This window comes from Hydrogenophaga sp. FW305-3-2-15-A-LB1 (assembly GCF_058787875.1).
Genome location: NZ_JBYTAE010000015.1, coordinates 43,893 through 66,824, shown reverse-complemented (window position 1 = coordinate 66,824; position 22,932 = coordinate 43,893). Strand labels below are relative to the sequence as shown.

Below are 22,932 nucleotides of genomic sequence, written 5' to 3'. Positions count from 1 at the left end.
TTCAGCGCGGCATGGCTCGGGCAATGATGGCATCGAAATCGGTGCCCGCACCCAGCGACCCGAAGCTGTAACCCCACTGCCCGGCCAGGCGCGACTCGCAGAAGGTGCCGAACACGGCCGAAGGCGCGGTCTGCGCCAGCAGCGCGGCCTGCACGGCCAGGGCCACGTCCTGCGCCAGGCGGCGGGCTTCCATCTCGGTGGCCATCTCTTCCACGCGAGCCGGCAGGCGATCGGCCAGGTGATCCAGCGCGGCGTGCATGCCGCGCGCGGGCGCGAGTTCCTGGGCCAGCGCGGCGGCGGCATCGGCCTTGCGCAAGGCGCGCAGCAGGTCCAGCGCCATGATGTTGCCCGCGCCCTCCCAGATCGAGTTGAGCGGCATTTCGCGGTAGATGCGCGCCATGACGCCCTCGCCGCCCTCCTCCACGTAGCCGTTGCCGCCCAGGCATTCCATGGCTTCCTGCGCGAAGTGGCTGCCGCGCTTGCAGATCCAGAACTTGGCCACCGGGGTGAGCAGGCGCGTCATCACCTGCTCGTGCGGGTCGCTCGCGCGGTCGAAGCTGCGCGCCAGGCGCAGGGCCAGCGCGGTGGACGCCTCGGACTCCAGCGCCAGGTCGGCCAGCACGTTCTTCATCAGCGGCTGGTCGATCAGCGCCTTGCCGAAGGCCTTGCGCTGCGTGGTGTGGTTCAGCGCGATGGACAGCGCCTGGCGCATCAGGCCGCTGGTGCCCAGCGCGCAGTCCAGCCGCGTCATGGTGCCCATGGCCAGGATCTGCGGCACGCCGCGCCCCTCCTCGCCCACCAGCCAGGCGCTGGCGCCCACGAACTCCACCTCGGAGCTCGCGTTGGCCTTGTTGCCCAGTTTGTCCTTCAGGCGCTGGATGAACAGCTGGTTGAGCGTGCCGTCGGGCAGCACGCGCGGCAGGAACAGGCACGAGAGCCCACTGGCCGTCTGCGCCAGGATCAGGAAGGCGTCGCACATCGGCGCCGAGAAGAACCACTTGTGGCCGGTGACGCTGTAGCGCTGGCCCCAGGCGTCGCTGCCGGCGGGCTCGGCGCGCGTGGTGTTCGCGCGCACGTCGGAGCCACCCTGCTTCTCCGTCATGCCCATGCCCATGGTCAGGCCGGGCTTGTCGCGCCAGACCTTGAGCGCCGGGTCGTAGGCGCGGCTGGTGAGGCCGGGCGCCCAGTCCCGGTAGATGGCGGGGTTGTCCTTGAGCGCGGGCGCCACCGCGTAGCTCATGGAGATGGGGCACAGGATGGACGGTTCCAGCTCGGTGAAGAGCATGAAGCCGGCGGCGCGCAGCTGGTGGGCGTGGCCGGTGGCCTGCTGCTCGGCCGAGAACGCGGTGCCGTGCAGGCCCGCGCCCACCGCGGCCGTCATCAGCGCGTGGTAGCTCGGGTGGAACTCCACCTGGTCGATGCGGTGGCCGAAGCGGCTGTGCGTCTTGAGCTGCGGCGTGTGCACGTTGGCCAGGCGCGCGTGCGTCTGCATCTCGCCGCTGCCCACCGTGGCGCCCAGCGCCTGCAGCGGCGCGGTGTCCAGCGCGGGCGCGTTGAATTTCAACGCCGCCTGCATCGGCCGGTTGCCGTCGAACAGGTTCACATCCACCAGCGGCTCGGGCTGGTTGAAAACGTCATGCGTGGCGGGCATCTCGGGGTCTCCTCGGGGCAAAGATCCGGGTCCAGGTGTCGCTCAGGTCGCGCACCTCGGCGGCGTCCAGCGCGCCCTTGTCGCGCAGCAGCCGGTGCAGGCGCGGCAGGTGGTAGTGCGGCACGGCCGGGTACAGGTGGTGTTCCAGGTGGTAGTTCACGTGGTGCGGGAACAGCAGCGCGCGGCCCAGCCAATTGGCCAGCGAGCCGCTGGTGCGGTTGCAGCGCGCCGCGGTCAGCGGCGAGGACAGGTCGGTCACCGCGCCGTGCTCGCAGATCGCACGCAGGCGCAAGATGGGCTGCAGCACCGTGACCAGGGGCAACAGCCACAGCACCGCGTACATCAGCAGGCCTTGCGCACCACCCCAGGCGAAGGCCGCCAGCGGCGCGGTCAGCTGGAAGGCCAGCACCAGCCAGCGGTCCTGCCGCGCGGCGGCGCGCAAGGCGGGCGAGGTGTCGTCCAGCGGGCGGATCTCGCGCCGCGTGTCGTCGTTGATGGCGGGCGCACCGAAGAAGTAGGCGTAGGTCTTCCAGGCGTTGAGGCCCAGCAGGTCTTCACCCAGCTTGCGCAACAGGTACAGGCGACCGCGCGGGTAGCCGCCGTGGATGGCGGTGTCCGGGTCTTCCTCGGTGTAGAGGTGGTTGTGGTGCAGGCGGTGCGTGACGCGGTAGGTGCACATCGACAGGCCCACGGCCATGCCCATCAGCCGGCTCAGGCCGTCGTTGGCCCAGCGCGCGGCGAACAGACGGTAGTGGGCGGCCTCGTGGATCAGGATGAAGACCGCGTGCTGCGCCACGCCGAGCACCAGCACGCTGAGCACCATCCACGGGCTGGGCCAGGTAAGCACCGCCAGCGCCACGGCCGCGGCGATCCAGCCCAGGGTCTGCGCGATCGCCAGCAGGGAGCGCGCCGTGGACAGCCGGGTCAGCGGCGCCAGCTCGGCCGTGCTGAGCAGGCGGCGCGCCTGCGCGTTGCGCGCGCCGGGTGCCCGCAGGTCCTGGCGGAACTCTTCACCTTGCTGCTGGCCCGGCGTGTCCACGCGCGACCCCGGTGGCTCAGACCAGCTTGACGAGCTGCTTGCCGAAGTTCTTGCCCTTGAGCAGGCCCATGAAGGCCTCGGGCGCGGCGGCCAGGCCCTGCGCCACCGTTTCGCGCGGGCGCAGCTTGCCGGTGCCCACCAGCGTGCCCAGCTCGGTCAGGGCCTCGGGCCAGACTTCCATGTGCTCGCTGACGATGAAGCCCTCGACCTTGAGGCGGTTCACCAGGATCAGCGCGGGGTTGGCCAGCGGCAGCGGCTGGCCGTCGTAGCCGGCGATCATGCCGCACACCGCGATGCGGCCGAAGGCGTTCATGCGCAGCAGCACCGCGTCGAGCACCATGCCGCCCACGTTCTCGAAGTAGCCGTCGATGCCCTTGGGGCAGACCTCCTTCAAGGCCTTGGCCAGCGAGTACATGTCCTTGTGGACCTTGTAGTCGATGCAGGCATCGAAGCCGAGCTCTTCCACCGCGTACTTGCACTTGTCCGGGCCACCGGCGATGCCAACCGCGCGGCAGCCGCGCGCCTTGGCCAGGGCACCGAAGGCGCTGCCCACCGCGCCCGTGGCGGCGCTCACCACCACGGTGTCGCCGGCCTTGGGGTTGATGATCTTCACCAGGCCGTACCAGGCGGTCACGCCCGGCATGCCGACTGCACCCAGGTAGTGCGAGAGCGGCACGTGGGTGGTGTCCACCTTGCGCAGCGCGCCGGGCTGGCCGGCATCGACCACGCTGTATTCCTGCCAGCCGCCCATGCCCACGACCTTGTCGCCGGGCTGGAACTTGGGGTGCTTCGATTCAGCGACCTCGCCCACGGTGCCACCGATCATCACCTCGCCCAGCGGCTGCGAGGCGGCGTAGCTCTTGCTGTCGTTCATGCGGCCGCGCATGTAGGGGTCCAGGCTCAGGAAGTGGTGGCGCACCAGCACCTGGCCGTCGGCCAGCGCGGGCGTCTGGGTGGTGACGAGCTTGAAGTTGTGGACGGTGGCTTCGCCGTCGGGGCGGTTGTCGAGCAGGATCTGTTGGTTGGCGGGCATGGTGTTTCTCCGTTGGGCGACAAGGACCGTCAGTCGGTCCGGATGCGGTTGAGGGGCTGCGCGCTGCTGGCGCCGGTGGCCAGGCGCGGCATGAGCTTGAAGGTGCCGGTGGCGTGGGCGCAGAGCTTGCCGGCGGCGTCGTGAATGTGGCCTTCGGTGAAGACCATCGTGGCGGTGCGGTGCAGCGTGCGGCCCGTGGCCCGCAGCGGCCCCTTGGCGGCGCGCATGAAACTGGTCTTCATCTCGATGGTGACCGCGCCCATGTCGGGCTCGGTGGAGCGCGCGGCGTGGGCCATGACCACGTCGAGCAGCGTCATGCTGGCGCCGCCGTGCACCACGTCGAACGAGTTCAGGTGGTCGGGCCCCGGGTCGAAGCGAAGCTCCGCCTCCCCGCCTTCGAACCGGTGCAGTTCGAAGCCCAGCAGCTCGACGAAAGGGATGCGGACGGAAAACTCCATGAAACGCTCAGCCTCCGGTGATCACGCTGACGCCACCGTCCACCGCCAGCCACTGGCCCGTGATGTGCTTGCCGGCGTCGGAGGCGTAGAGCACGGTCAGGCCCTTGAGGTCTTCGTCGTCGCCCAGGCGGCGCAGCGGTGCGTGCGAAGCGAGTTTTTCCTCGCCCATGGTCTTGAGCGTGCCCACGGTCATCTTGCTCGGGAAGAAGCCCGGGCAGATCGCGTTGACGGTGATGCCGTACTTGCCCCACTCGGCGGCCAGCGCGCGGGTGAAGTTGATCACCGCGCCCTTGGAGGTGTTGTAGGCGATGGTGTTCATGCCCGAGGGGTTGCCGCCCAGGCCGGCGATGGACGCGGTGTTGATGATGCGGCCCGACTTGCGCGCGATCATGCTGCGCCGGGCGATCACCTGGCTCAGGATGAAGTAGCTGCGCACGTTGAGGTTCATCACCTTGTCCCAGGCCTCCACCGGGTGGTCTTCGGCCGGCGCGCCCCAGGCGGCGCCCGCGTTGTTCACCAGGATGTCGATGTCGCCCAGGCGCTGCAGACTCTCGTCGGCCAGGCGGTGGATGTCTTCTTCCTTCGAGCAGTCGGCCGCGATCCAGCGCGCGTCGATGCCGGCGGCCTGCAGTTCGGCGGTGGCGCTCTCCAGGTCCTCGGCCTTGCGCGAACTCACCAGCACGCGCGCGCCGGCCTCGCCCAGGGCGTGGGCCATCTGCAGGCCCAGGCCGCGCGAGCCACCGGTGATCAGGGCGGTCCTGCCCTTGAGGTCGAAGAGTTGGGGAATGGTTCGGGTCATGTGGTCTCCTGTGGTGTCTGTGAAGAATCAGGTCTCGTAGTCCATGCACTGCCGCTGCTCCACCACCAGGCGCATGAACGGCTTGAGGGCGGTGTGCGAGGGATGGTTCTGGTACGCGGCGAGCGCGTCGCGGCCGGTGAAGCTGCTGTTGAGCACCAGATCGTAGGTGCATTCCAGGTCGCCGCCGGCGGTGGCGACCTCGAAGCGCACGATGCCGGGCACCAGCTTGGCACAGGCATCGAGCAAGGCTTTGGCCTTGGCGATGTTGGCCTCGTGGCTGCTGCCGTCGGCCGTGGCCTTGATCTTCCACATGACGATGTGATGCAACATCAGAAGGCCTCCTCGGGCAGGGCCGCGCAGGTCTGGTCGCGGCTGCTCACCACCTGCAGCCACGCGCCGATCTTGGGCAGCTCGTAGTGGAAGAAGAAGCGCATGGCGGCGAGGCGGCCGGTGCGGGCGTTCGATTCGGGTGCCGCGTGCGCGGCGAGTGCCACGTCCAGCCAGATCCAGGCCAGCACGGTGTGGCCGAAGGCCTGCAGGTAGGGCACGGCATTGGCCAGCGCGTCGGTGGGTTCGCCGGTGGCCCAGGCGGCCTTGGTGGCGGCGCCCACCTGCGCGAGCGCCTGGCCCAGCGCATTCGCGTGGGCGGCCAGTTCGGGCACGTGGATGGCGCGCTGAATGGTCTCGTTGATGCGCCCGGCCAGCAGGCTCAGGCCCTTGCCGCCTTCCATCAGCACCTTGCGGCCCAGCAGGTCCATGGCCTGGATGCCGTGCGTGCCTTCGTGGATCATGTTCAGGCGGTTGTCGCGCCAGTACTGCTCCACCGGAAAATCGCGCGTGTAGCCGTAACCGCCGTGGATCTGGATCGCCAGGCTGTTGGCCTCCAGGCACCACTCGCTGGGCCAGCTCTTGGCGATGGGCGTGAGCACCTCCAGCAGCAGGCGCGCGTCGTCCGCCGTGGCGGCGTCGGCCGTGTGCTGCTCGTCCACCAGGCGCGCGCAGTACAGCTCCAGCGCGAGCGCGCCCTCGCAGTACGCCTTCTGCGCCAGCAGCATGCGCTTGACGTCGGCGTGTTCGATGATGCGCACCGGTGGCTGCGCCGGGTCCTTGCCGGCCGGGCCCATGGGGCGGCCCTGCGGGCGGTTCTTCGCGTAGTCCAGGCTGGCAAGGTAGCCCGCCATGCCCAGCATGGTGGCGGCCATGCCCACGCCGATGCGGGCCTCGTTCATCATGTGGAACATGCAGTGCAGGCCTTTGCCCGCCTGCCCCACCAGGTAACCCACCGCGCCCGCTTCGCCCTGCACCGGGTACTTGCCCTCGCCGAAGTTGAGCAGCGTGTTGGTGGTGCCGCGCCAGCCGCACTTGTGGTTCAGGCCCGCGAGCGCCACGTCGTTGCGTTCGCCCGTCAATTCCCCGGCGGGGTTCACGATCTTCTTGGGCACGATGAAAAGCGAGATGCCGCGCGTGCCGGGCACCAGCTTGCCGTTTTCGTCCGGGATCTTGGCCAGCACCAGGTGGATGATGTTCTCGGTCAGCTCGTGCTCGCCGGCCGAGATCCACATCTTGTTGCCCTTGAGGCGGTAGCGCGGCCCGAGCGGGTCGCTCTCGAAGCCGGCGCCATCGGGCACGGCGCGGGTCGTCACGTCGCTCAGCGACGAGCCGGCCTGCGGCTCGGACAGGCACATGGTGCCGGAGAACCGGCCCGAGAACTCGTTGAGTGCGAACACGTTCTTCTGCGCCTCGGTGCCGTGCACCATGAGCAGGTTGGCGTTGCCGGTGGTGAGCATGCCGCTGCCGATGCTCACCGAGGCCATGGCGAAGAAGGCGTTGGCCGCAGCCTCCACCGTGTAGGGCAGCTGCATGCCGCCCACCTCGTAGTCCTGCGCGGCGCTGAGCATGCCGCTTTCGGCGTAGGCCTTCTGCGCGTCGTGCGTGGCCTGGGGCAGGATCACCTTCTCGCCGTCGAAATGCGGTTCCTGCGTGTCCACCACGCGGTTGAATGGCGCGTATTTCTCGCGCGCGATGCGCTCGCAGGTGTCGAGCACGGCGTCGAAGGTCTCGCGGCTGTGGTCGGCGAAGCGCTCGCGCCCGCTCAGCGCGGGCGCATCGAGCCAGTCGTAAAGCAGGAAATCGACGGTGGGGCGCAGGCTCATGGAGGTCTCTTCTTCAGTTCTTGGGTGGCAACGCGGCGATGGTGCCCTGCGCCACCGCGCAGAGTTTCTCCACCCCGCCCTGGACCACGAACACGTCGCAGCGGCAGACCGATTGCGTCCTGCCGGTGTGCACGGCTTCGGCCCGGGCGATCAGGCGCTCGCCGATCGCGGGCCGCAGGTAGTTGATCTTGAACTCTGCCGTGACCACCGGCAAGCCCAGGGCACTGCCACCGGCGTAGGTGAGCGCGTTGTCGGCGGCGTAGCTCAGCACGCCGCCGTGCACGAAGCCGTGCTGCTGCTTCACGGACTCGCCGATGGGCACGTGCAGCTCGCAATGCCCCTTGGAAAACGCGGCCAGCTCGGCGCCGATGAGGCGCGAGAACGGCTGCGCGGCCAGCACCTCGCGCCCCATGGCCAGAAACACCTCGGGGCTGACGCTGGCCTCGGCCATGGTGCCGGCCCTCAGAGGACTTCGAACACGCCGGCGGCGCCCATGCCACCGCCAATGCACATGGTCACGCAGACGCGCTTGGCGCCACGGCGCTTGCCTTCGAGCAGCGCGTGGCCGGTCAGGCGCTGGCCCGACACGCCGTAGGGGTGGCCCACGGCGATCGCGCCGCCGTTCACGTTGAGGCGGTCGCCGGGGATGCCCAGCTTGTCGCGACAGTAGATCACCTGCACCGCGAAGGCTTCGTTGAGCTCCCACAGGTCGATGTCGCTCACCTTCAGGCCCAGGCGCGCGAGCACCTTGGGAATGGCGAAGACCGGGCCGATGCCCATTTCATCGGGCTCGCAGCCGGCCACCGCGAAGCCGAGGAAACGGCCCAGGGGTTTGAGGCCGCGCTTCTCGGCGAGGGTCTCGTTCATCAGCACGCAGGCACCGCCGCCGTCGCTGAACTGGCTGGCGTTGCCGGCCGAGATCACGCCACCGGGAATCGCCGGGCGGATGCCGCTGATGCCTTCCTTGGTGGTGCCGGCGCGGATGCCTTCGTCGTTCTCCACCGTCACCTGTTTGGTGCTCAGGCCCATGACCTTGTCGACCACGCCGGCGGTCACGGTGATGGGGGCGATCTCGGCCTTGAAGAGGCCCGCTTCCAGCGCGGCCGTGGCCCGCTGCTGGCTGGCGGCGCCGTACTCGTCCATGGCGTCGCGCGAGATGTTGTAGCGCTTGGCCACCTGCTCGGCGGTCTGCAGCATGTTCCAGTAGATCTCGGGCTTGTTCTTCACCAGCCAGGGGTCGGCCAGCATGTGGGTGTTCATTTCCTGCTGCACGCAGGAAATGCTCTCCACACCGCCGGCCACGTACACGTCGCCCTCGCCCGCGATGATGCGTTGCGCGGCCATGGCAATGGTCTGCAGGCCGGACGAGCAGAACCGGTTCACCGTCATGCCCGAGGTGGTGATGGGCAGGCCGGCGCGCAGCGCGATCTGGCGCGCGATGTTGGCGCCGGTGGCGCCTTCGGGGTTGGCGCAGCCCATGATGACGTCGTCCACTTCAGCGGCTTCGATGCCGGCGCGCTGCACGGCGTGCTGCACCGCGTGGCCACCGAGCGTGGCGCCATGGGTCATGTTGAAAGCGCCCTTCCAGCTCTTGGCCAGGGGGGTGCGGGCGGTGGAAACGATGACGGCGTTGGTCATGATGGGTTCCTAGTTATCTTGCGAATTGAACGGTGAGACGAGAGAGGCGCCGCTACCCAGGGCACCCACGGAACCGGCTTCGCCGGGCCAAGGGTGCGTCCCCCCTTGGGGGGAAGACGCGAAGCGGCGCAGGGGGGTCATCACGAATTAAAGGTCTTGCCTTCTGCGACCAGTCGCGCCAGCAGCGGTGCCGGCTCCCAGAATTTCGCGTCGTCCAGCGGGTTCTTGGCGAAGCGCTTCATGCTCTGCACCACGTTGAACAGGCCCACCGTGTCCGCGTAGATCATCGGACCGCCGCGGTGGATCGGGAAGCCATAGCCGAAGATGTAGACCACGTCGATGTCGCTGGCCTTGTTGGCGATGCCCTCTTCCAGGATGTGCGCGGCCTCGTTCACCAGCGAGTACACCAGGCGCTGCACGATCTCCTCGTCGGAGATCTTGCGCGGCGTGATGCCGAGCGACTTGCGGTGGTCCTCGATCATCTTCACGACCTCGGCGTTCGGGATCGCGTCGCGCTTGCCCGGCACGTAGTCGTACCAGCCGGCACCGGTCTTCTGGCCGAAACGGCCCTTCTCGCACAGCAGGTCGGCCGTCTTGCTGTACTTCATGTCCGGCTTTTCCTGGTAGCGGCGCTTGCGGATCGCCCAGCCGATGTCGTTGCCGGCCAGGTCGCCCATGCGGAACGGGCCCATGGCCATGCCGAACTTCTCCATCGCCTTGTCCACCTGTTCGGGCGTGCAGCCCTCGTCCAGCAGGAAACCGCCCTGGCGGCCGTACTGCTCGATCATGCGGTTGCCGATGAAGCCGTCGCACACGCCGGAGACCACCGCCGTCTTCTTGATCTTCTTGGCCACGGCCATCACGGTGGCCATGACGTCCTTGGCGGTCTTCTCGCCGCGCACCACTTCCAGCAGCTTCATCACGTTGGCCGGGCTGAAGAAGTGCAGGCCCACCACGTCCTGCGGGCGCTGGGTGAAATTGGCGATCTGGTTCACGTCCAGCGTGGAGGTGTTGGAGGCCAGGATCGCGCCGGGCTTCATCACGCGGTCGAGTTCCTTGAACACCTTTTCCTTCACGCCGATCTCTTCGAACACGGCCTCGATCACGAGGTCGGCCGAGCCGATGTCGTCGTAGCTCAGTGTGGTGCTCAGCAGCGCCATGCGCTGCTCGTACTTGTCCTGCTTGAGCTTGCCCTTCTTCACCTGGGCTTCGTAGTTCTTGCGGATGGTCGCGATGCCGCGGTCCAGCGCCTCCTGCTTCATCTCCAGCATCTTCACCGGAATGCCGGCGTTGAGGAAGTTCATGGAGATGCCGCCGCCCATGGTGCCGGCGCCGATGACGGCCACCGAGGCGATCTCGCGCTTGGGCGTGTCTTCCGGCACATCGGGAATCTTGCTCGCGGCGCGCTCGGCCGTGAACAGGTGGCGCAGCGCGCGGCACTCGGGCGTCCACATCAGGTTGATGAAGATCTCGCGCTCGAAGGCCATGCCGTCGTCGAACTTCTTCTTGGTGGCGGCTTCCACCGCGTCCACGCACTTGGCCGGCGCCGGGAAGTTCTTGGACATGCCCTTGACCATGTTGCGCGCGAACTGGAAGTACGCGTCGCCCTTGGGGTGCTTGCAGGGCAGGTCACGCACCCGGGGCAGCGCGCTGCCGTCGGCGTGTTTCGCGGCCATCTCGCGGGCCAGGGCCAGGGCTTCCTCGGCCAGGCTCTCGGGCGAGGCCGACAGCTTGTTGAACAGCATCTGGCCGGGCACCTGCGCCAGCATCTCGCTCTTGACGGCCTCGCCGCTCACGATCATGTTGAGCGCGGGCTCCACGCCCAGCGCGCGCGGCAGGCGCTGCGTGCCGCCGGCGCCGGGAATCAGGCCCAGCTTCACTTCGGGCAACGCCACGTTGGTGCCGGGCGCGGCGATGCGGTAGTGGCAGCCCAGGGCCAGCTCCAGGCCGCCGCCCATGGCGACGGAGTGGATCGCGGCGATGACCGGCTTGGAGGCGTTTTCCACCGCCAGGATCACCGACAGCAGGTTCGGCTCGGCCAGCGCCTTGGGCGAGCCGAACTCGCGGATGTCCGCCCCACCCGAAAACGCCTTGCCGGCACCCGTCAGCACGATGGCCTTCACGGCCGGATCGGCCTCGGCCTTGGCCAGCCCGTCGGTGATGCCCTGGCGGGTGGACAGCCCCAGGCCGTTGACCGGCGGGTTGTTCATGGTGATGACGGCCACATCGCCGTGGACCTGGTACTCAGCGGTCATGAAAAAGCTCCTTCGTTGTATGTCGGACAGTGCCTGAGGGCGTTGACTGTGACGCTCTTCTTTAAAAAGAACGATCGTTCGATTCTAGAAAGATTGTGCAACGCCGCAAGACCCGGGTGTCGCCGGCTTGTCTCAGGGAGGCGAAAAAAGGAATTGGCTCCGGAGGGCGTGCCCGCAACCAGGATGCCGTGGGTCCGGCTCCGCCGGCCCACAGGCATCGCCCCCCAGTGGGGGGGTGCCGCCGCAGGCGGCGCGGGGGAGTCCCGGCGCCGGGCCGCCCCAAGCCGGGAAAGCCCCCTTGGGGGGCAGCGACCCGCGCAGCGGCGGAGCGTGGGGGCCACACCTAAACCTCCAGCCACTCCTTGCGGGTGTAAGGATCGGCGCGCAGGCTCTCCGGCGTGCCCTGGAACACGATGCTGCCGTGCCCCATGACCAGCGCGCGATCCGAAATCGCCATGGCAATCGTCAGCTTCTGCTCGATCAGCAGCACCGAGATCCCGCGCGACTTGAGCGTCTGCAGGTACTGGCCGACCAGCTCCACGATCTTGGGCGCCAGGCCCTCGGTGGGCTCGTCGATGATGATGAGGTCGGGGTCGCCCATGAGGGCGCGGCACAGCGTGAGCATCTGCTGCTCGCCGCCCGAGAGCACGCCCGCTTCGGTGTGCTGGCGCTCGCGCAGGCGCGGGAACATGCCGTACATGTCCTCGAAGCTCCAGCGCGAGCCCTTGCCGCGGCCCTTCTGCCCCAGCATCAGGTTCTGGTGCACGGTGAGCGTGGGGAAGATGTCGCGGTTCTCCGGCACGTAGCCCAGGCCCAGGTGGGCCACCTCATAGGCCTTCTTGCCCATGATCTGCTGGCCCTTCCAGTGGATGCTGCCCTGGCATTCCACCAGGCCCATGACGGCCTTGGCGGTGGTGGAGCGGCCCGAGCCGTTGCGGCCCAGCAGCGCGACGATCTCGCCGGGCTGCACGTCGAAGCTCACGCCGTGCAGGACGTGGCTCTTGCCGTAGTAGGCGTGGAGGTTTTCGATTTTCAACATCAGTGTGCCGCTCCCTGCGCGTCTGCCACGTGCGAGCCCAGGTAGGCCTCCTGCACGCGCTGGTTGGCCCGGACGGCGGCGGGTGTGTCGAAGGCGAGCACCTCGCCATAGACGACCACGGCGATGCGGTCGGCCAGGCCGAACACCACGCCCATGTCGTGCTCCACCGTGAGCAGGGTCTTGCCCACGGTCACTTCCTTGATGAGGCTGATGAAGCGGCTGGTTTCGCTCTTGCTCATGCCGGCGGTGGGCTCGTCGAGCAGGATCACGTTGGCGCCGCCGGCGATGGTGATGCCGATCTCCAGCGCGCGCTGCTCGGCGTAGGTCAGGTTCATGGCCAGCGTGTCGCGCTTGCGGTCGAGTTTGATCATCTCCATGAGCTGCTCGGCGCGCTCGTTGGCGTCGTCCAGGTCGGCCAGGAACTTCAGGAAGGTGTACTTGTAGCCCAGGCTCCAGAGCACGCCGCAGCGCAGGTTCTCGAACACGCTGAGCTTGGGGAAGATGTTGGTGATCTGGAAGCTGCGCGAGAGCCCGGCGCGGTTGATCTCGAACGGCTTCTTGCCGTCGATGCGCTGGCCGTTGAGCAGCACCTGGCCGCTGCTGGGCGCGAAGCGCCCGCTGATGAGGTTGAACAGCGTGGACTTGCCCGCGCCGTTGGGGCCAATGATGCCCACGCGCTCGCCCGCCTTCACAGCCAGGTTCACGCCCCGGATGATCTCGGTCTTGCCGAAGCTCTTGCGCAGGTCCTTGAGTTCCAGCGCGTAGGTTGATGGTGCGTTCATGCTCACAGCGCCTCCCGCCGCTTGATTTCTTTTTCGATGTATTCCTGGATCTCGCCCCATTCGCGCAGGAAGGCGCGGCGCGTGAGTTCGAACAGGCCCAGGCCGGTGAGCATGACCATGCCCGCGCCGAACCAGCTGTTGATGCCCTTGGCGTCCAGTGGCACGCCGAGGAAGCGCAGTTCGGAGCCCAGGGTGGTGTTGAGCTGCAGGTGGTAGACCATCTCGATCATGGCCGCCGCGCCCACCAGCATCACCAGGGCGGTGCCGGCCAGCGCGAGGTAGCTCACCCAGAGTTCGCGCAGGCGCCCGAAGGCCGCCACGCGCAGGTTCATCATGATCAGGCTGGCGATGCCGCCGGGGGCGTACATCACCATGAACAGGAAGATCAGGCCCAGGTAGAGCAGCCAGGCCTTGGTGAACTCCGAGAGCAGCACGAAGGCCAGCACCATGAGGATGCCGCCGATGATGGGCCCGAAGAAGAAGGTGGCGCCACCCAGGAAGGTGAACAGCAGGTAGGCGCCCGAGCGCGCCGCGCCCACCACCTCGGCGGTGACGATCTCGAAGTTCAAGGCCCCCAGGCCGCCCGAGATGCCGGCGAAGAAGCCGGCGATGATGAAGGCCATGTAGCGCACGCGCTGGGTGTCGTAGCCCACGAACTCCACGCGCTCGGGGTTGTCGCGCACGGCGTTGAGCATGCGGCCCAGCGGCGTGCGGGTGAAGGCGAACATGAGCCCGACCGAGATGAAGGTGTAGACGGCGATCAGGTAGTACACCTGCACCTGCGGCCCGTAGGTGATGCCCATGAAGGGCTTGCCGGCCATGCGGTCGCCCGAGACGCCGCCTTCGCCACCGAAGAACTCGGGGATCATGAGCGAGAGCGCGAACACGAGTTCGCCCAGGCCCAGCGTGATCATGGCGAAGGTGGTGCCCGACTTGCGGGTGGTCACGTAGCCGAACAGCACCGCGAAGCCCACGCCCGCGAGGCCGCCCACGATGGGGATCAGCGACACCGGCAGCGGCAGCGAGCCGGCGGTCACGCTGTTGAGCGCGTGGATCGCCAGAAAGGAGCCCAGGCCGGTGTAGACCGCGTGCCCGAAGCTGAGCATGCCGCCCTGCCCCAGCAGGATGTTGTAGGACAGGCAGGCGATGATGGCGATGCCCATCTGCGAAAGCACCGTCATCGCCAGGCCGCTGGTGAAGATCCTCGGCGCCACGATGAGCAGCAGCGCGAAGAGGCCCCAGGTCAGCCAGCGCCCGACGTTGAGCGGCTTGAATTCGTAATGTTTGGAGGTCATCGCTCAGCCCTCCCGTTTGCCGAGCAGGCCACGCGGCCGGAAGATCAGGATCAGCACCAGGAACAGGTACGGCAGGATGGGCGCGACCTGGGACAGCGTGAGCTTGACGTACGAGTTGTTGGCCACGGCGTCCGACAGCGGCAGGCCGATCTGCTGGGCCAGCGTCGCCAGCGAGTACTCGAAGGCCACGGCGAAGGTCTGGATGACGCCGATGAGGATGGAGGCGACGAAGGCACCCGAGAGCGAGCCCATGCCACCGACCACCACCACCACGAAGATCACCGAGCCCACCGTGGCGGCCATGGCCGGTTCGGTGAGGAAGGTGCTGCCACCGATGACGCCGGCCAGGCCGGCCAGCGCGGAGCCCGCGCCGAACACCAGCATGAAGACGCGCGGCACGTTGTGGCCCAGCGACTCGACGGCTTCGGGGTGGGTGAGCGCGGCCTGGATCACCAGGCCGATGCGGGTGCGCGTGAGCAGCAGCCAGACCGAGGCCAGCATCACCACCGCCACCAGCATCATGAAACCGCGTGTGGCCGGGAACGGCGAGCAGACCACGCGGATGGCCGCGTCGGCGGCGCTGCACAGCTCGGGCGGCGCGGCGCCCCAGACCATGCGCAGGCCTTCGACGGAGTTGTTGATCAGGGTGAAGACCGGACCGCGCAGCTCTTCGGGCGGGCGGAACTCGACCGCGATGCGGCCCCAGACGAGCTGCACCAGCTCGACGATGACGTAGGACAGGCCGAAGGTCACCAGCAGTTCAGGCACGTGGCCGTACTTGTGCACCTTGCGCAGGCACTGGCGTTCGAACGCCGCACCCAGCAGGCCCACCACGATCGGCGCGATCAGCAGCGCGGGCCAGAAGCCCACGAACTGCGCCACCGTGTAACCCACGTAGGCCCCCAGCATGTAGAAGCTGGCGTGCGCGAAGTTGAGCACGCCCATCATGCTGAAGATCAGCGTGAGACCCGAACTCAGCATGAACAGCAGGAGCCCGTAGCTCAGCCCGTTCAGCATCGAGATGATGAAAAACTCCATTCCCTCAAACCTTCCTCATCGATGAATGAAAAAGAGCCCGATACGGCAACCCGCTCGGGCTCTTTGGATGGGTGTGGTGGTTTACCCGGGGCGCTTCATCTGGCAGCTCGTCGGCGTGCTCGACACGTAGTTGGGGTACTCCGCCACCGGCGCCAGCGTCATGCCGGTCTTCTCGGGGCTGTAGGGGTACTTGGCATCGGCCTTCTGCCAGACCGACATGTACAGCGGCTGCTGCAGCTGGTGGTCGTTCTTGCGCATCTGCACTTCGCCGTTGAAGCTCTTGACGGTGAGGCCTTCCATGGCGGCGGCCACCTTCACGGGGTCGGTGGACTTGGCCTTGGCCATGGCCGCGCCGAGGAACTCGAAGATGCGGATGGTGGAGCCGGTGTAGAAGTCGTCGTTGTACTTCTGGTTGAACTCCTTCATCCAGGCGTCCATCTGCCCACCCATGTTGTAGTGGTTGTAGGCGATCTGGTAGACCCGGCCGGCGCCGTTGGAGCCCAGCGCGGTGGGCGTGCCGGTGACGCCGGCGTAGTAGGTGAAGAACTTGCCGGTGTAGCCGTTCTCGTTGGCCGCCTTGATCAGCAGCGAGAGGTCGGAACCCCAGTTGCCGGTGATCACGGTGTCGGCGCCCGAGGCCTTGATCTTGGCGATGTAGGGGGCGAAGTCGCGCGTCTGGGCCAGCGGGTGCAGGTCTTCACCGACGAACTGGATGTCCGGGCGCTTGCGCGTGAGGGCTTCCTTGCCGAACTTCACGACCTGGTGGCCGTGCGAGTAGTTCTGGTTCAGGAAGTACACCTTCTTGATGTCGGGCTGCTTGGCGATGAAGCTGGCCATGGCTTCCATCTTCATGGAGGTGTCGGCATCGAAGCGGAAGTGCCAGTAGCTGCACTTGCTGTTGGTCAGGTCCGGGTCCACGGCGGAGTCGTTGAGGTACAGGACTTCCTTGCCAGGGTTGCGGGCGTTGTGCTTCTCGACCGCGTCGGCCAGTGCCAGCGCGACGGAGGAGCCATTGCCCTGGATGATGTAGCGCGCGCCCTGGTCGATCGCGGCCTTGAGCGCGTTCAGGCTTTCGGCCGGGCTCAGCTTGTTGTCGATCGGGGTGACTTCGAACTTCACGCCGGCCGGGTTGCCCTTGCCGCTGAACTTTTCGGCGAAGAACTGGTAGCCCTTGATCTGGCTCACGCCCACGGGACCGAGCAGGCCGGTCAGCGGGTCGATCCGGATCATCTTGACGGTTTCACCCGCCTGGGCAAACGACGCACCGGCGGCCACCAGCATGGCGGCGCCTGCAATCATCTTCACGGTCAGTTTCATACCTATGTCTCCTTGTTGTTGACGAATCGAATAGGCGCAGCGTAAGGGCTTCTGGTGCGGTGCAGCGTAGGGGATTGCCCGGGCTTCTATCACGCAGGCGACAAGGTGCCTTGCGATGGTGCGCCCGGGCCCCTTTTCACACGCCCGGCAGCACGTAGTCCTTGAGCTGCTCGCGCAGGGTCATCTTCTGCATCTTGCCGGTGGCGCCCAGCGGGATCGCCTCGACGAACACCACGTCGTCCGGGATCTGCCATTTGGCGATCTTGCCTTCGTAGAAGGCCAGCAATTCCTCGCGGCTGAGTTCGGTGCCGGGTTTCTTCACCACCACCACGATGGGGCGCTCGTCCCACTTGGGGTGCTTCATGCCCACGCAGGCCGCCATGGCCACGCACGGGTGCGCCATCGCGATGTTTTCCACGTCGATCGAGCTGATCCACTCGCCGCCGGACTTGATCACGTCCTTGCTGCGGTCGGTGATCTGCATGAAACCGTCGGCGTCGATGGTGGCCACGTCGCCGGTGGGGAACCAGCCGTGCCCCTGCGCGTCGTAGCGCAGCGGGTCGCCGCCCTCGCCCTTGAAGTAGCTGGCGATGATCCAGGGGCCGCGCACCAGCAGGTCGCCGTAGGCCTTGCCGTCCCAGGGCAGCTCTTCGCCGGCCTCGTTGACGATCTTCATGTCGGCGCCGAAGATGGCGCGGCCTTGCTTGAGGCGAACCTTGAGCTGCTCGGCCGGCGACAGCGCCAGCTGTGCGTTCTTCAGCGTGCAGACCGTGCCCAGCGGCGACATCTCGGTCATGCCCCAGGCGTGCAGCACGTCCACGCCGTACACGTCGTTGAAGGCGCTGATCATGGCCGGCGGGCAGGCCGAGCCGCCGATGACGGTGCGGTTGAGCGTGCTGAACTTGAGGTTGTTGGCCTGCAGGTGGCCCAGCAGCATCTGCCAGACGGTGGGCACGCCGGCGGCCATGGTGACCTTCTCGGCCTCGATCAGTTCGTAGACCGATTTGCCGTCCAGCGCCGCACCGGGGAACACCAGCTTGCAGCCGACGGCCGCCGCCGCGTAAGGCAGGCCCCAGGCGTTGACGTGGAACATGGGCACCACGGGCAGCACACTGTCGCGCGCCGAGAGGCACATGGCGTCGGGAAGCGCCGCGCCGAATGCATGCAGCAGCGTGGAGCGATGCGAGTACAGCGCGGCCTTGGGGTTGCCGGTGGTGCCGCTCGTGTAGCACATGCTCGAGGCGGAGTTCTCGTCGAAGGTCGGCCAGTCGTAGGTCGTGGGCTGTTGGCCCATCCAGGCCTCGTAGCTCCGCAGGCCGGGAATGCCGCTGTCGGCCGGCAGCTTGTCCGCGTCGCACAGCGCGATCCAGTGCTTCACCGTCGGGCACTTGGCCGCCACCGCCTTGACCAGCGGCAGGAAGGTCATGTCGAAACAGACCGCCTTGTCTTCCGCGTGGTTGACGATCCAGACCAGTTGCTCGGGGTGCAGGCGCGGGTTGAGGGTGTGCAGCACGCGGCCGGTGCCGCTCACGCCGAAATACAGTTCCAGATGGCGGTAACCGTTCCAGGCCAGCGTGGCCACGCGGTCGCCCTGGGGCAGGTCCAGGCCGTCCAGCGCATTGGCCACCTGGCGCGAGCGGCTCGCGATCTGGCCCCAGGTGCTGCGGTGGATGTCGCCTTCCACACGGCGGGACACGATTTCGCCACTCGAGTGGTGCCGCTCGGCATGCACGATCAGCGAGGAAATCAAAAGGGGTTGGCTCTGCATCTGGCCCAGCATGGGGAGTCTCCTGTCGATGAGGGGGTTGGAATCGGCGTTCATCGTAGCGGGTTGCCCCGCACGGCTGCCCCGGGGATATCCAGGGGGAATGCCCTCGGTGTCCGTTGCGGGACACGATACCTCGGCCTTCATCAACATGGTGTTGCGTCGAATGGGGTGAATGGCGGTGGCTTGATCTGCCTCAAGGCACGGCGCTGATCTGCGCGGCCGTGAGCGAGGCGTTGAAATGCAGCTGACCGGGCCAGGCCGGCCAGGTGGCGCCCAGCGTGGCGTGGTTGGGGTTGCCGGTGCGGGCGAACTGGCCGACGCTGGCCATCATGTGGCCCGACAGCGCCTCGCGCCCTGCCCGGTTGGCGTTGCCGCCAATGGCGTTGGCGAACAGCGAGGGGCCGAAGTTGCCGAACACGAACGGCAGGTCGAAGGCGTGCGCGGCGCCGTACACCGTGTTCCACGGCGCGGGTTGCTGCGCCCAGTCGAACCGGTAGTGCCAGATGTCGGCCTGCTGCGTGCTCAGCGTGTTGAGCACGTTGTCGCGGCCAACGCCGAAGGACGCCGCCGTGAGTTGCGCGGCCCGCGCGGTCCAGCCGGTCACGGCCGCGTTGGACGGCAGGTACGCGGCGTTGAGGAAGTCGCCCTCGGTCAGCAGCGTCGGCGCATTCGGGTCGAAGCCGAACAGCAGGTTGAAGAGCTGGGCGTCGGTCACGATGAAGCCGGCGGGCCCGCCCAGCAGCGTGAGGAAGCCGGGGAACAGCTTGCCCTCTTCCGCCGTGGTGCCGGCCAGAACGGGGACCTTGTTGTAACGGCCCGCCGCGAACTCGTTGATCGGGTTCAGCGGCAGCACCGTGCCGTCGGGAATCGGGCCTGAACCCGTGAGGTTGTTGGCCAGCAAGGTGGTGAGCACGGTGCCGCCGGCCTTGCCGCGCAGGTAGTCCGCCACCTGCGGCGCCGACTGCGTGGCGATGTAGGCCTGCGCCGTTGGCAGGTCGACGGCCAGGCCATCGGCAATCACCAGCCGGGCCAGCAGCGCATTGCCCTGCGCCAGCGAGGCCGCTGCGTCGTTCAGCGAGGGGATGGTGCCCACCGGCAGGTTGCTCGCCAGCGAAATGCCGCCCGAGATCGGCACGGCCTTGTGGAACAGGCCGGCGCCCAGCGGCGAGGCGACCAGCGACCACACGTTGGTCGCGCCGGCCGATTGCCCCATCAGCGTCACGTTGGCCGCGTTGCCACCGAAGACGGCGGCGTTCTGCTGCACGAACTTGAGGCCCTGCACGATGTCGAGCAGGGCGAAGTTGCCCGAATCCTCCGCGCTGTCGAGCCCGGTCTTGAGCTGCGGCAGGTTCATGAAGCCCAGCACGCCCAGGCGGTAGTTGAGCGTGACCACCACCGCATTGGCGCTGCGCGCCAGGGCCGCGCCGTCGTAGATGGGGTCGGCGGTGTAGCCGGTGATGTTGCTGCCGCCGTGCACGAAGACGATCACGGGCAGCCCGGTGGTGGCGCTGGCCGGCCGCCACACATTGAGGAACAGGCAGTCCTCGCTGCCCACCGGCGTGTTCAGCGTCGCGCCGATCGTGGCGTCGAAACGGTTGTTGGCGCCCGGCCCGTAGAGGCGGCCGTTCTGCAGACAGGCCGCGCCGAACTGCGTGGTGTCGCGTGTGCCGCTCCAGGCCGCCACCGCCGCGGGCGCCTTCCAGCGCCGCGCGCCCACCGGCGGCTGGGCGAACGGAATGCCCTTCCAGGCGTAGGTGCCGTTGGAGGCCGCGTCGTTGCGGCCCTTGATCGTGCCCTGGGCGATCTGCCGGACCTCCGGCCCCGGGACGGGCGGCGTCTCGCCGGACCCGCCGCCGCCGCAGGCCATCAAAGTCAGGCAGGCTGCGCCCGCCACCCACCACCGTGTGTTGCTGCCCATGTCTTGTCTCCTGTGATTCTTTGAAGCGATAACCCGCTTGCGCCAGCGCCTGAAATCCTTTTGAATTCCAGCTTCCCGCCGATGCCCACCGTCCTCGGAAATTCTAGGAACGGGTGCCCGATACGCCGCTATCGCAACACGACCAATCGAGTGACTTCACGACGCCACCACCCCAGCCGAAGAAGCAGTTCCGCCCTCTGGGTCAAATGCCTCGCCGACATGTTTGCCTCCCGGGGCCTGGACGCGCCGCGCCTGCTGGCCGGCGCGCGCATCGACGGCGCCCTGCTGCAGGACCCGGACGGGCGGGTCGAGGTCGATGACATCACCCGCCTGTGGGAACTGGCCGTCGCCTGGTCTGGCAACCCGGCCCTGGGCATGGACCGCGAGCTGCCGGCGCGGCATGTCAACTTCGACATGGTGGGTTACGTGATGCTGGCCAGCCCGACCCTCAAGGCCGGGCTGATCAACCTCTCGCGCTACTACGCCGTGATCTCGGACGCGATCACGCTGGACCTCGAACCCGACGGCAGCAACCACTGGATGGTGCTGGGCCTGATCGGCAACACCCGGCCGCTGCCGCGCCAGCGCCTGGAATACAGCCTGCTCACGGTGGCCACGCTGTGCCGCTGGATCACGCGGCGCGACGTGCAGCCCCAGGCCGTGGAGTTCGTCGACCCCGAGCCGGCGGATGCCCGGCCCTATGTGGCGGCGTTCGGCTGCCCGGTGCGCTTCGGCCAGCCGCGCAACCGGCTGCTGCTGACCAACCGGGACCTGGAGATGCCGCTGCTCTCCAGCGACCCGGTGCTGTTCGACATGCACCAGCGCGTGATCGAGTCGCGCCTGGTGCGGCTGGGCCATGCCAGCACCGGCCAGCGCGTGACCGAGGAAATCATCCACCGCCTGCACCTCGGCGAGCCGCGCCGCGAAGACATCGCCAGCAGCCTGGCCATGGCCGACCGCACCCTGCAGCGCCGCCTGCGCGAGGAAGACACCAACTTCCAGCAGCTGCTGGACGACGCCCGGCGCGACCTGGCGCAGAAGTACCTGGCCGAAGACCGCTACACCCTGGGCCAGGTGGCCGACCTGCTGGGCTTCGCCGACCAGAGCAACTTCTTCCGCGCCAACAAGCGCTGGTTCGGCGTGTCGCCGGGGCAGTACCGCGCCCGCCTGGCCGAGAGCGAGCCGCTGGCCGCGTCGCTGAACGCGTCGGATTGACCCTGCGCCCCGCCATGTCGGCCCCGATGCGGACAATGGTGGACATGAACCGACCCGTCGACATGGCCGCCAGCCTGGCGCTTGGCCTGGCCTGGCACAACCGCTTCGCCAGCCTGGGCGAAGCCTTCTACACCCTCAGAGCCCCCACCCCCCTGCCCTCGCCCCACTGGGTGGGCACGAGCCCGGCCGTGGCCGATCTGCTGGGCCTGGACCGGGCCTGGCTGTCCTCGCCCGCCGCGCTCGACGCCTTCACCGGCAACCTGCCCATCGCGGGCACACAGCCGCTGGCCAGCGTGTACAGCGGCCACCAGTTCGGCCAATGGGCCGGCCAGTTGGGCGACGGCCGCGCCATCCTGCTCGGCGAGGTGGACACGCCCTCGGGCCCGCAGGAGGTGCAGCTCAAGGGCGCCGGCCTGACGCCGTATTCGCGCATGGGCGACGGCCGCGCGGTGCTGCGCAGCTCGATTCGCGAGTTCCTCTGCAGCGAGGCCATGCACGCCCTGGGCATTCCCACCAGCCGCGCGCTGTGCGTCACGGGCTCGCCCGCGCCGGTGCGCCGCGAGCAGATCGAGACCGCCGCCGTGGTCACGCGTGTGGCGCCCAGCTTCATTCGCTTCGGCCACTTCGAGCATTTTTCGCACCACGGCCTGCACGGCGAGCTGCGCCAGCTGGCCGACTTCGTGATCGACCGCTTCTACCCCGCCTGCCGCGAAGCACCGGGCAGCCCCTACGCGGCCCTGCTGGAGGCCGTGAGCGCGCGCACCGCCGAAATGGTGGCGCAGTGGCAAGCCGTGGGCTTCTGCCACGGGGTGATGAACACCGACAACATGAGCATCCTGGGCCTGACCATCGACTACGGGCCGTTCCAGTTTCTCGACGCCTTCAACCCCGGCCACATCTGCAACCACTCGGACACCGGCGGGCGCTACGCCTACAACCGCCAGCCCAACATCGCCTACTGGAACCTGTTCGCGCTGGGCCAGGCGCTGTTGCCGCTGATGGACGACCAGCAGCAGGCGCTGGACGCGCTGGAGCCCTACAAGGCGCTGATGCCGGCCGCGCTGCAGCGCCGCATGAACGCCAAGCTGGGCCTGGGCCGCACGGAAGACGGCGACGCCGAGCTCACCGAATCGCTGATGAAGCTGATGGCGGCCGACGCGGTGGACTTCACCATCTTCTGGCGCCGCCTGAGCCACGCCGTGGCCGGCCCGCTCGACCCGGTGCGCGACCTGTTCCTGCAGCGCGAGGCCTTCGATGCCTGGGCCCTGCGCTGGCAGGAGCGCCTGCGGGCCGAACCCGGCTTCGATGCCGGCGCCACACAGGCCCGCATGCTGCGCACCAACCCGCAGGTGGTGCTGCGCAACCACCTGGGTGAGATCGCCATCCAGCGCGCCAAACAGGGCGACTTCAGCGAGCTCGCGCGGTTGCAAAACGCGCTCGAACACCCATTTGAAGAACTTCCCGGCCAAGAAGACCTGGCCGCTTTCCCGCCCGATTGGGCCAGCCAGATCGAGATCAGCTGCTCGTCCTAGGA

Annotated in this window: 19 protein-coding genes; 2 read left to right on the top strand and 17 right to left on the bottom strand. The window is 67.9% G+C overall.

The window, feature by feature from the left end:
- Position 1 precedes the first annotated feature (1 nt).
- The 17 genes from AC3WPZ_RS06655 to AC3WPZ_RS06575 all read right to left on the bottom strand — a co-directional run bounded on the left by AC3WPZ_RS06655 (position 2) and on the right by AC3WPZ_RS06575 (position 20,183).
- Entirely contained in the window at positions 2–1,651 is a 1,650-nt protein-coding gene (locus AC3WPZ_RS06655) for an isovaleryl-CoA dehydrogenase (protein WP_492438714.1), read from the bottom strand.
- Positions 1,635–2,690: a fatty acid desaturase family protein gene (locus tag AC3WPZ_RS06650; RefSeq protein ID WP_492438711.1), complete on the bottom strand. Its 1,056-nt coding sequence runs from the start codon at positions 2,688–2,690 to the stop codon at positions 1,635–1,637. Before AC3WPZ_RS06650 ends, AC3WPZ_RS06655 begins: the two co-directional genes overlap by 17 nt.
- Before the next feature lie 16 nt (positions 2,691–2,706).
- Positions 2,707–3,723, bottom strand: coding sequence for an NADP-dependent oxidoreductase (locus AC3WPZ_RS06645; protein WP_382157810.1), 1,017 nt, complete (start codon positions 3,721–3,723; stop codon positions 2,707–2,709).
- 29 nt (positions 3,724–3,752) lie between these two features.
- Positions 3,753–4,181 carry a PaaI family thioesterase gene (locus AC3WPZ_RS06640; RefSeq protein WP_382157808.1) on the bottom strand — a complete coding sequence of 143 codons (429 nt, stop codon included), beginning with the start codon at positions 4,179–4,181 and terminating at the stop codon, positions 3,753–3,755.
- A 7-nt stretch (positions 4,182–4,188) separates the two neighbouring features.
- Positions 4,189–4,980 (bottom strand): SDR family oxidoreductase, encoded by a 792-nt coding sequence (locus AC3WPZ_RS06635; protein ID WP_291119432.1) that lies wholly within the window; start codon positions 4,978–4,980, stop codon positions 4,189–4,191.
- Positions 4,981–5,007: 27 nt separating this feature from the next.
- Positions 5,008–5,310: a Dabb family protein gene (locus AC3WPZ_RS06630; protein ID WP_382324912.1), complete on the bottom strand. Its 303-nt coding sequence runs from the start codon at positions 5,308–5,310 to the stop codon at positions 5,008–5,010.
- On the bottom strand, positions 5,310–7,133 hold the full coding sequence (locus AC3WPZ_RS06625) for an acyl-CoA dehydrogenase (protein WP_444686602.1): 1,824 nt from the start codon (positions 7,131–7,133) through the stop codon (positions 5,310–5,312). The genes AC3WPZ_RS06630 and AC3WPZ_RS06625 overlap by 1 nt, the downstream gene beginning before the upstream one ends.
- A gap of 13 nt (positions 7,134–7,146) precedes the next feature.
- Positions 7,147–7,584: a PaaI family thioesterase gene (locus tag AC3WPZ_RS06620; RefSeq protein ID WP_382157802.1), complete on the bottom strand. Its 438-nt coding sequence runs from the start codon at positions 7,582–7,584 to the stop codon at positions 7,147–7,149.
- Between the two features lie 11 nt (positions 7,585–7,595).
- Positions 7,596–8,771, bottom strand: a complete 1,176-nt coding sequence (locus tag AC3WPZ_RS06615; RefSeq protein WP_444686604.1) for an acetyl-CoA C-acyltransferase — start codon at positions 8,769–8,771, stop codon at positions 7,596–7,598.
- Positions 8,772–8,911: 140 nt separating this feature from the next.
- Positions 8,912–11,026, bottom strand: a complete 2,115-nt coding sequence (locus AC3WPZ_RS06610) for a 3-hydroxyacyl-CoA dehydrogenase NAD-binding domain-containing protein (protein WP_492438709.1) — start codon at positions 11,024–11,026, stop codon at positions 8,912–8,914.
- A 343-nt stretch (positions 11,027–11,369) separates the two neighbouring features.
- The gene (locus tag AC3WPZ_RS06605; protein ID WP_382157796.1) at positions 11,370–12,065 is read right to left on the bottom strand and encodes an ABC transporter ATP-binding protein; all 696 of its coding nucleotides are present in this window, start codon (positions 12,063–12,065) and stop codon (positions 11,370–11,372) included.
- Positions 12,065–12,847 (bottom strand): ABC transporter ATP-binding protein, encoded by a 783-nt coding sequence (locus tag AC3WPZ_RS06600; protein WP_382324916.1) that lies wholly within the window; start codon positions 12,845–12,847, stop codon positions 12,065–12,067. The genes AC3WPZ_RS06605 and AC3WPZ_RS06600 overlap by 1 nt, the downstream gene beginning before the upstream one ends.
- A gap of 2 nt (positions 12,848–12,849) precedes the next feature.
- Positions 12,850–14,142, bottom strand: a complete 1,293-nt coding sequence (locus tag AC3WPZ_RS06595; RefSeq protein WP_492438707.1) for a branched-chain amino acid ABC transporter permease — start codon at positions 14,140–14,142, stop codon at positions 12,850–12,852.
- A gap of 3 nt (positions 14,143–14,145) precedes the next feature.
- On the bottom strand, positions 14,146–15,180 hold the full coding sequence (locus tag AC3WPZ_RS06590) for a branched-chain amino acid ABC transporter permease (RefSeq protein ID WP_382157790.1): 1,035 nt from the start codon (positions 15,178–15,180) through the stop codon (positions 14,146–14,148).
- An 81-nt stretch (positions 15,181–15,261) separates the two neighbouring features.
- Complete coding sequence (locus tag AC3WPZ_RS06585) at positions 15,262–16,497, bottom strand: branched-chain amino acid ABC transporter substrate-binding protein (RefSeq protein WP_382157788.1); 1,236 nt, start codon at positions 16,495–16,497, stop codon at positions 15,262–15,264.
- A gap of 136 nt (positions 16,498–16,633) precedes the next feature.
- A complete protein-coding gene (locus AC3WPZ_RS06580; RefSeq protein ID WP_492438705.1) occupies positions 16,634–18,277 on the bottom strand; it encodes a 3-(methylthio)propionyl-CoA ligase in 1,644 nt (547 codons plus the stop codon).
- A 181-nt stretch (positions 18,278–18,458) separates the two neighbouring features.
- Entirely contained in the window at positions 18,459–20,183 is a 1,725-nt protein-coding gene (locus AC3WPZ_RS06575; RefSeq protein ID WP_492438703.1) for a carboxylesterase/lipase family protein, read from the bottom strand.
- Positions 20,184–20,402: 219 nt separating this feature from the next.
- On the opposite strand from AC3WPZ_RS06575, the gene AC3WPZ_RS06570 reads away from it, so the two are divergent.
- Both AC3WPZ_RS06570 and AC3WPZ_RS06565 read left to right on the top strand, forming a co-directional pair.
- A complete protein-coding gene (locus AC3WPZ_RS06570; protein WP_492438701.1) occupies positions 20,403–21,398 on the top strand; it encodes an AraC family transcriptional regulator in 996 nt (331 codons plus the stop codon).
- Positions 21,399–21,442: 44 nt separating this feature from the next.
- Positions 21,443–22,930, top strand: a complete 1,488-nt coding sequence (locus AC3WPZ_RS06565; protein WP_444686607.1) for a protein adenylyltransferase SelO — start codon at positions 21,443–21,445, stop codon at positions 22,928–22,930.
- Positions 22,931–22,932 lie beyond the last annotated feature (2 nt).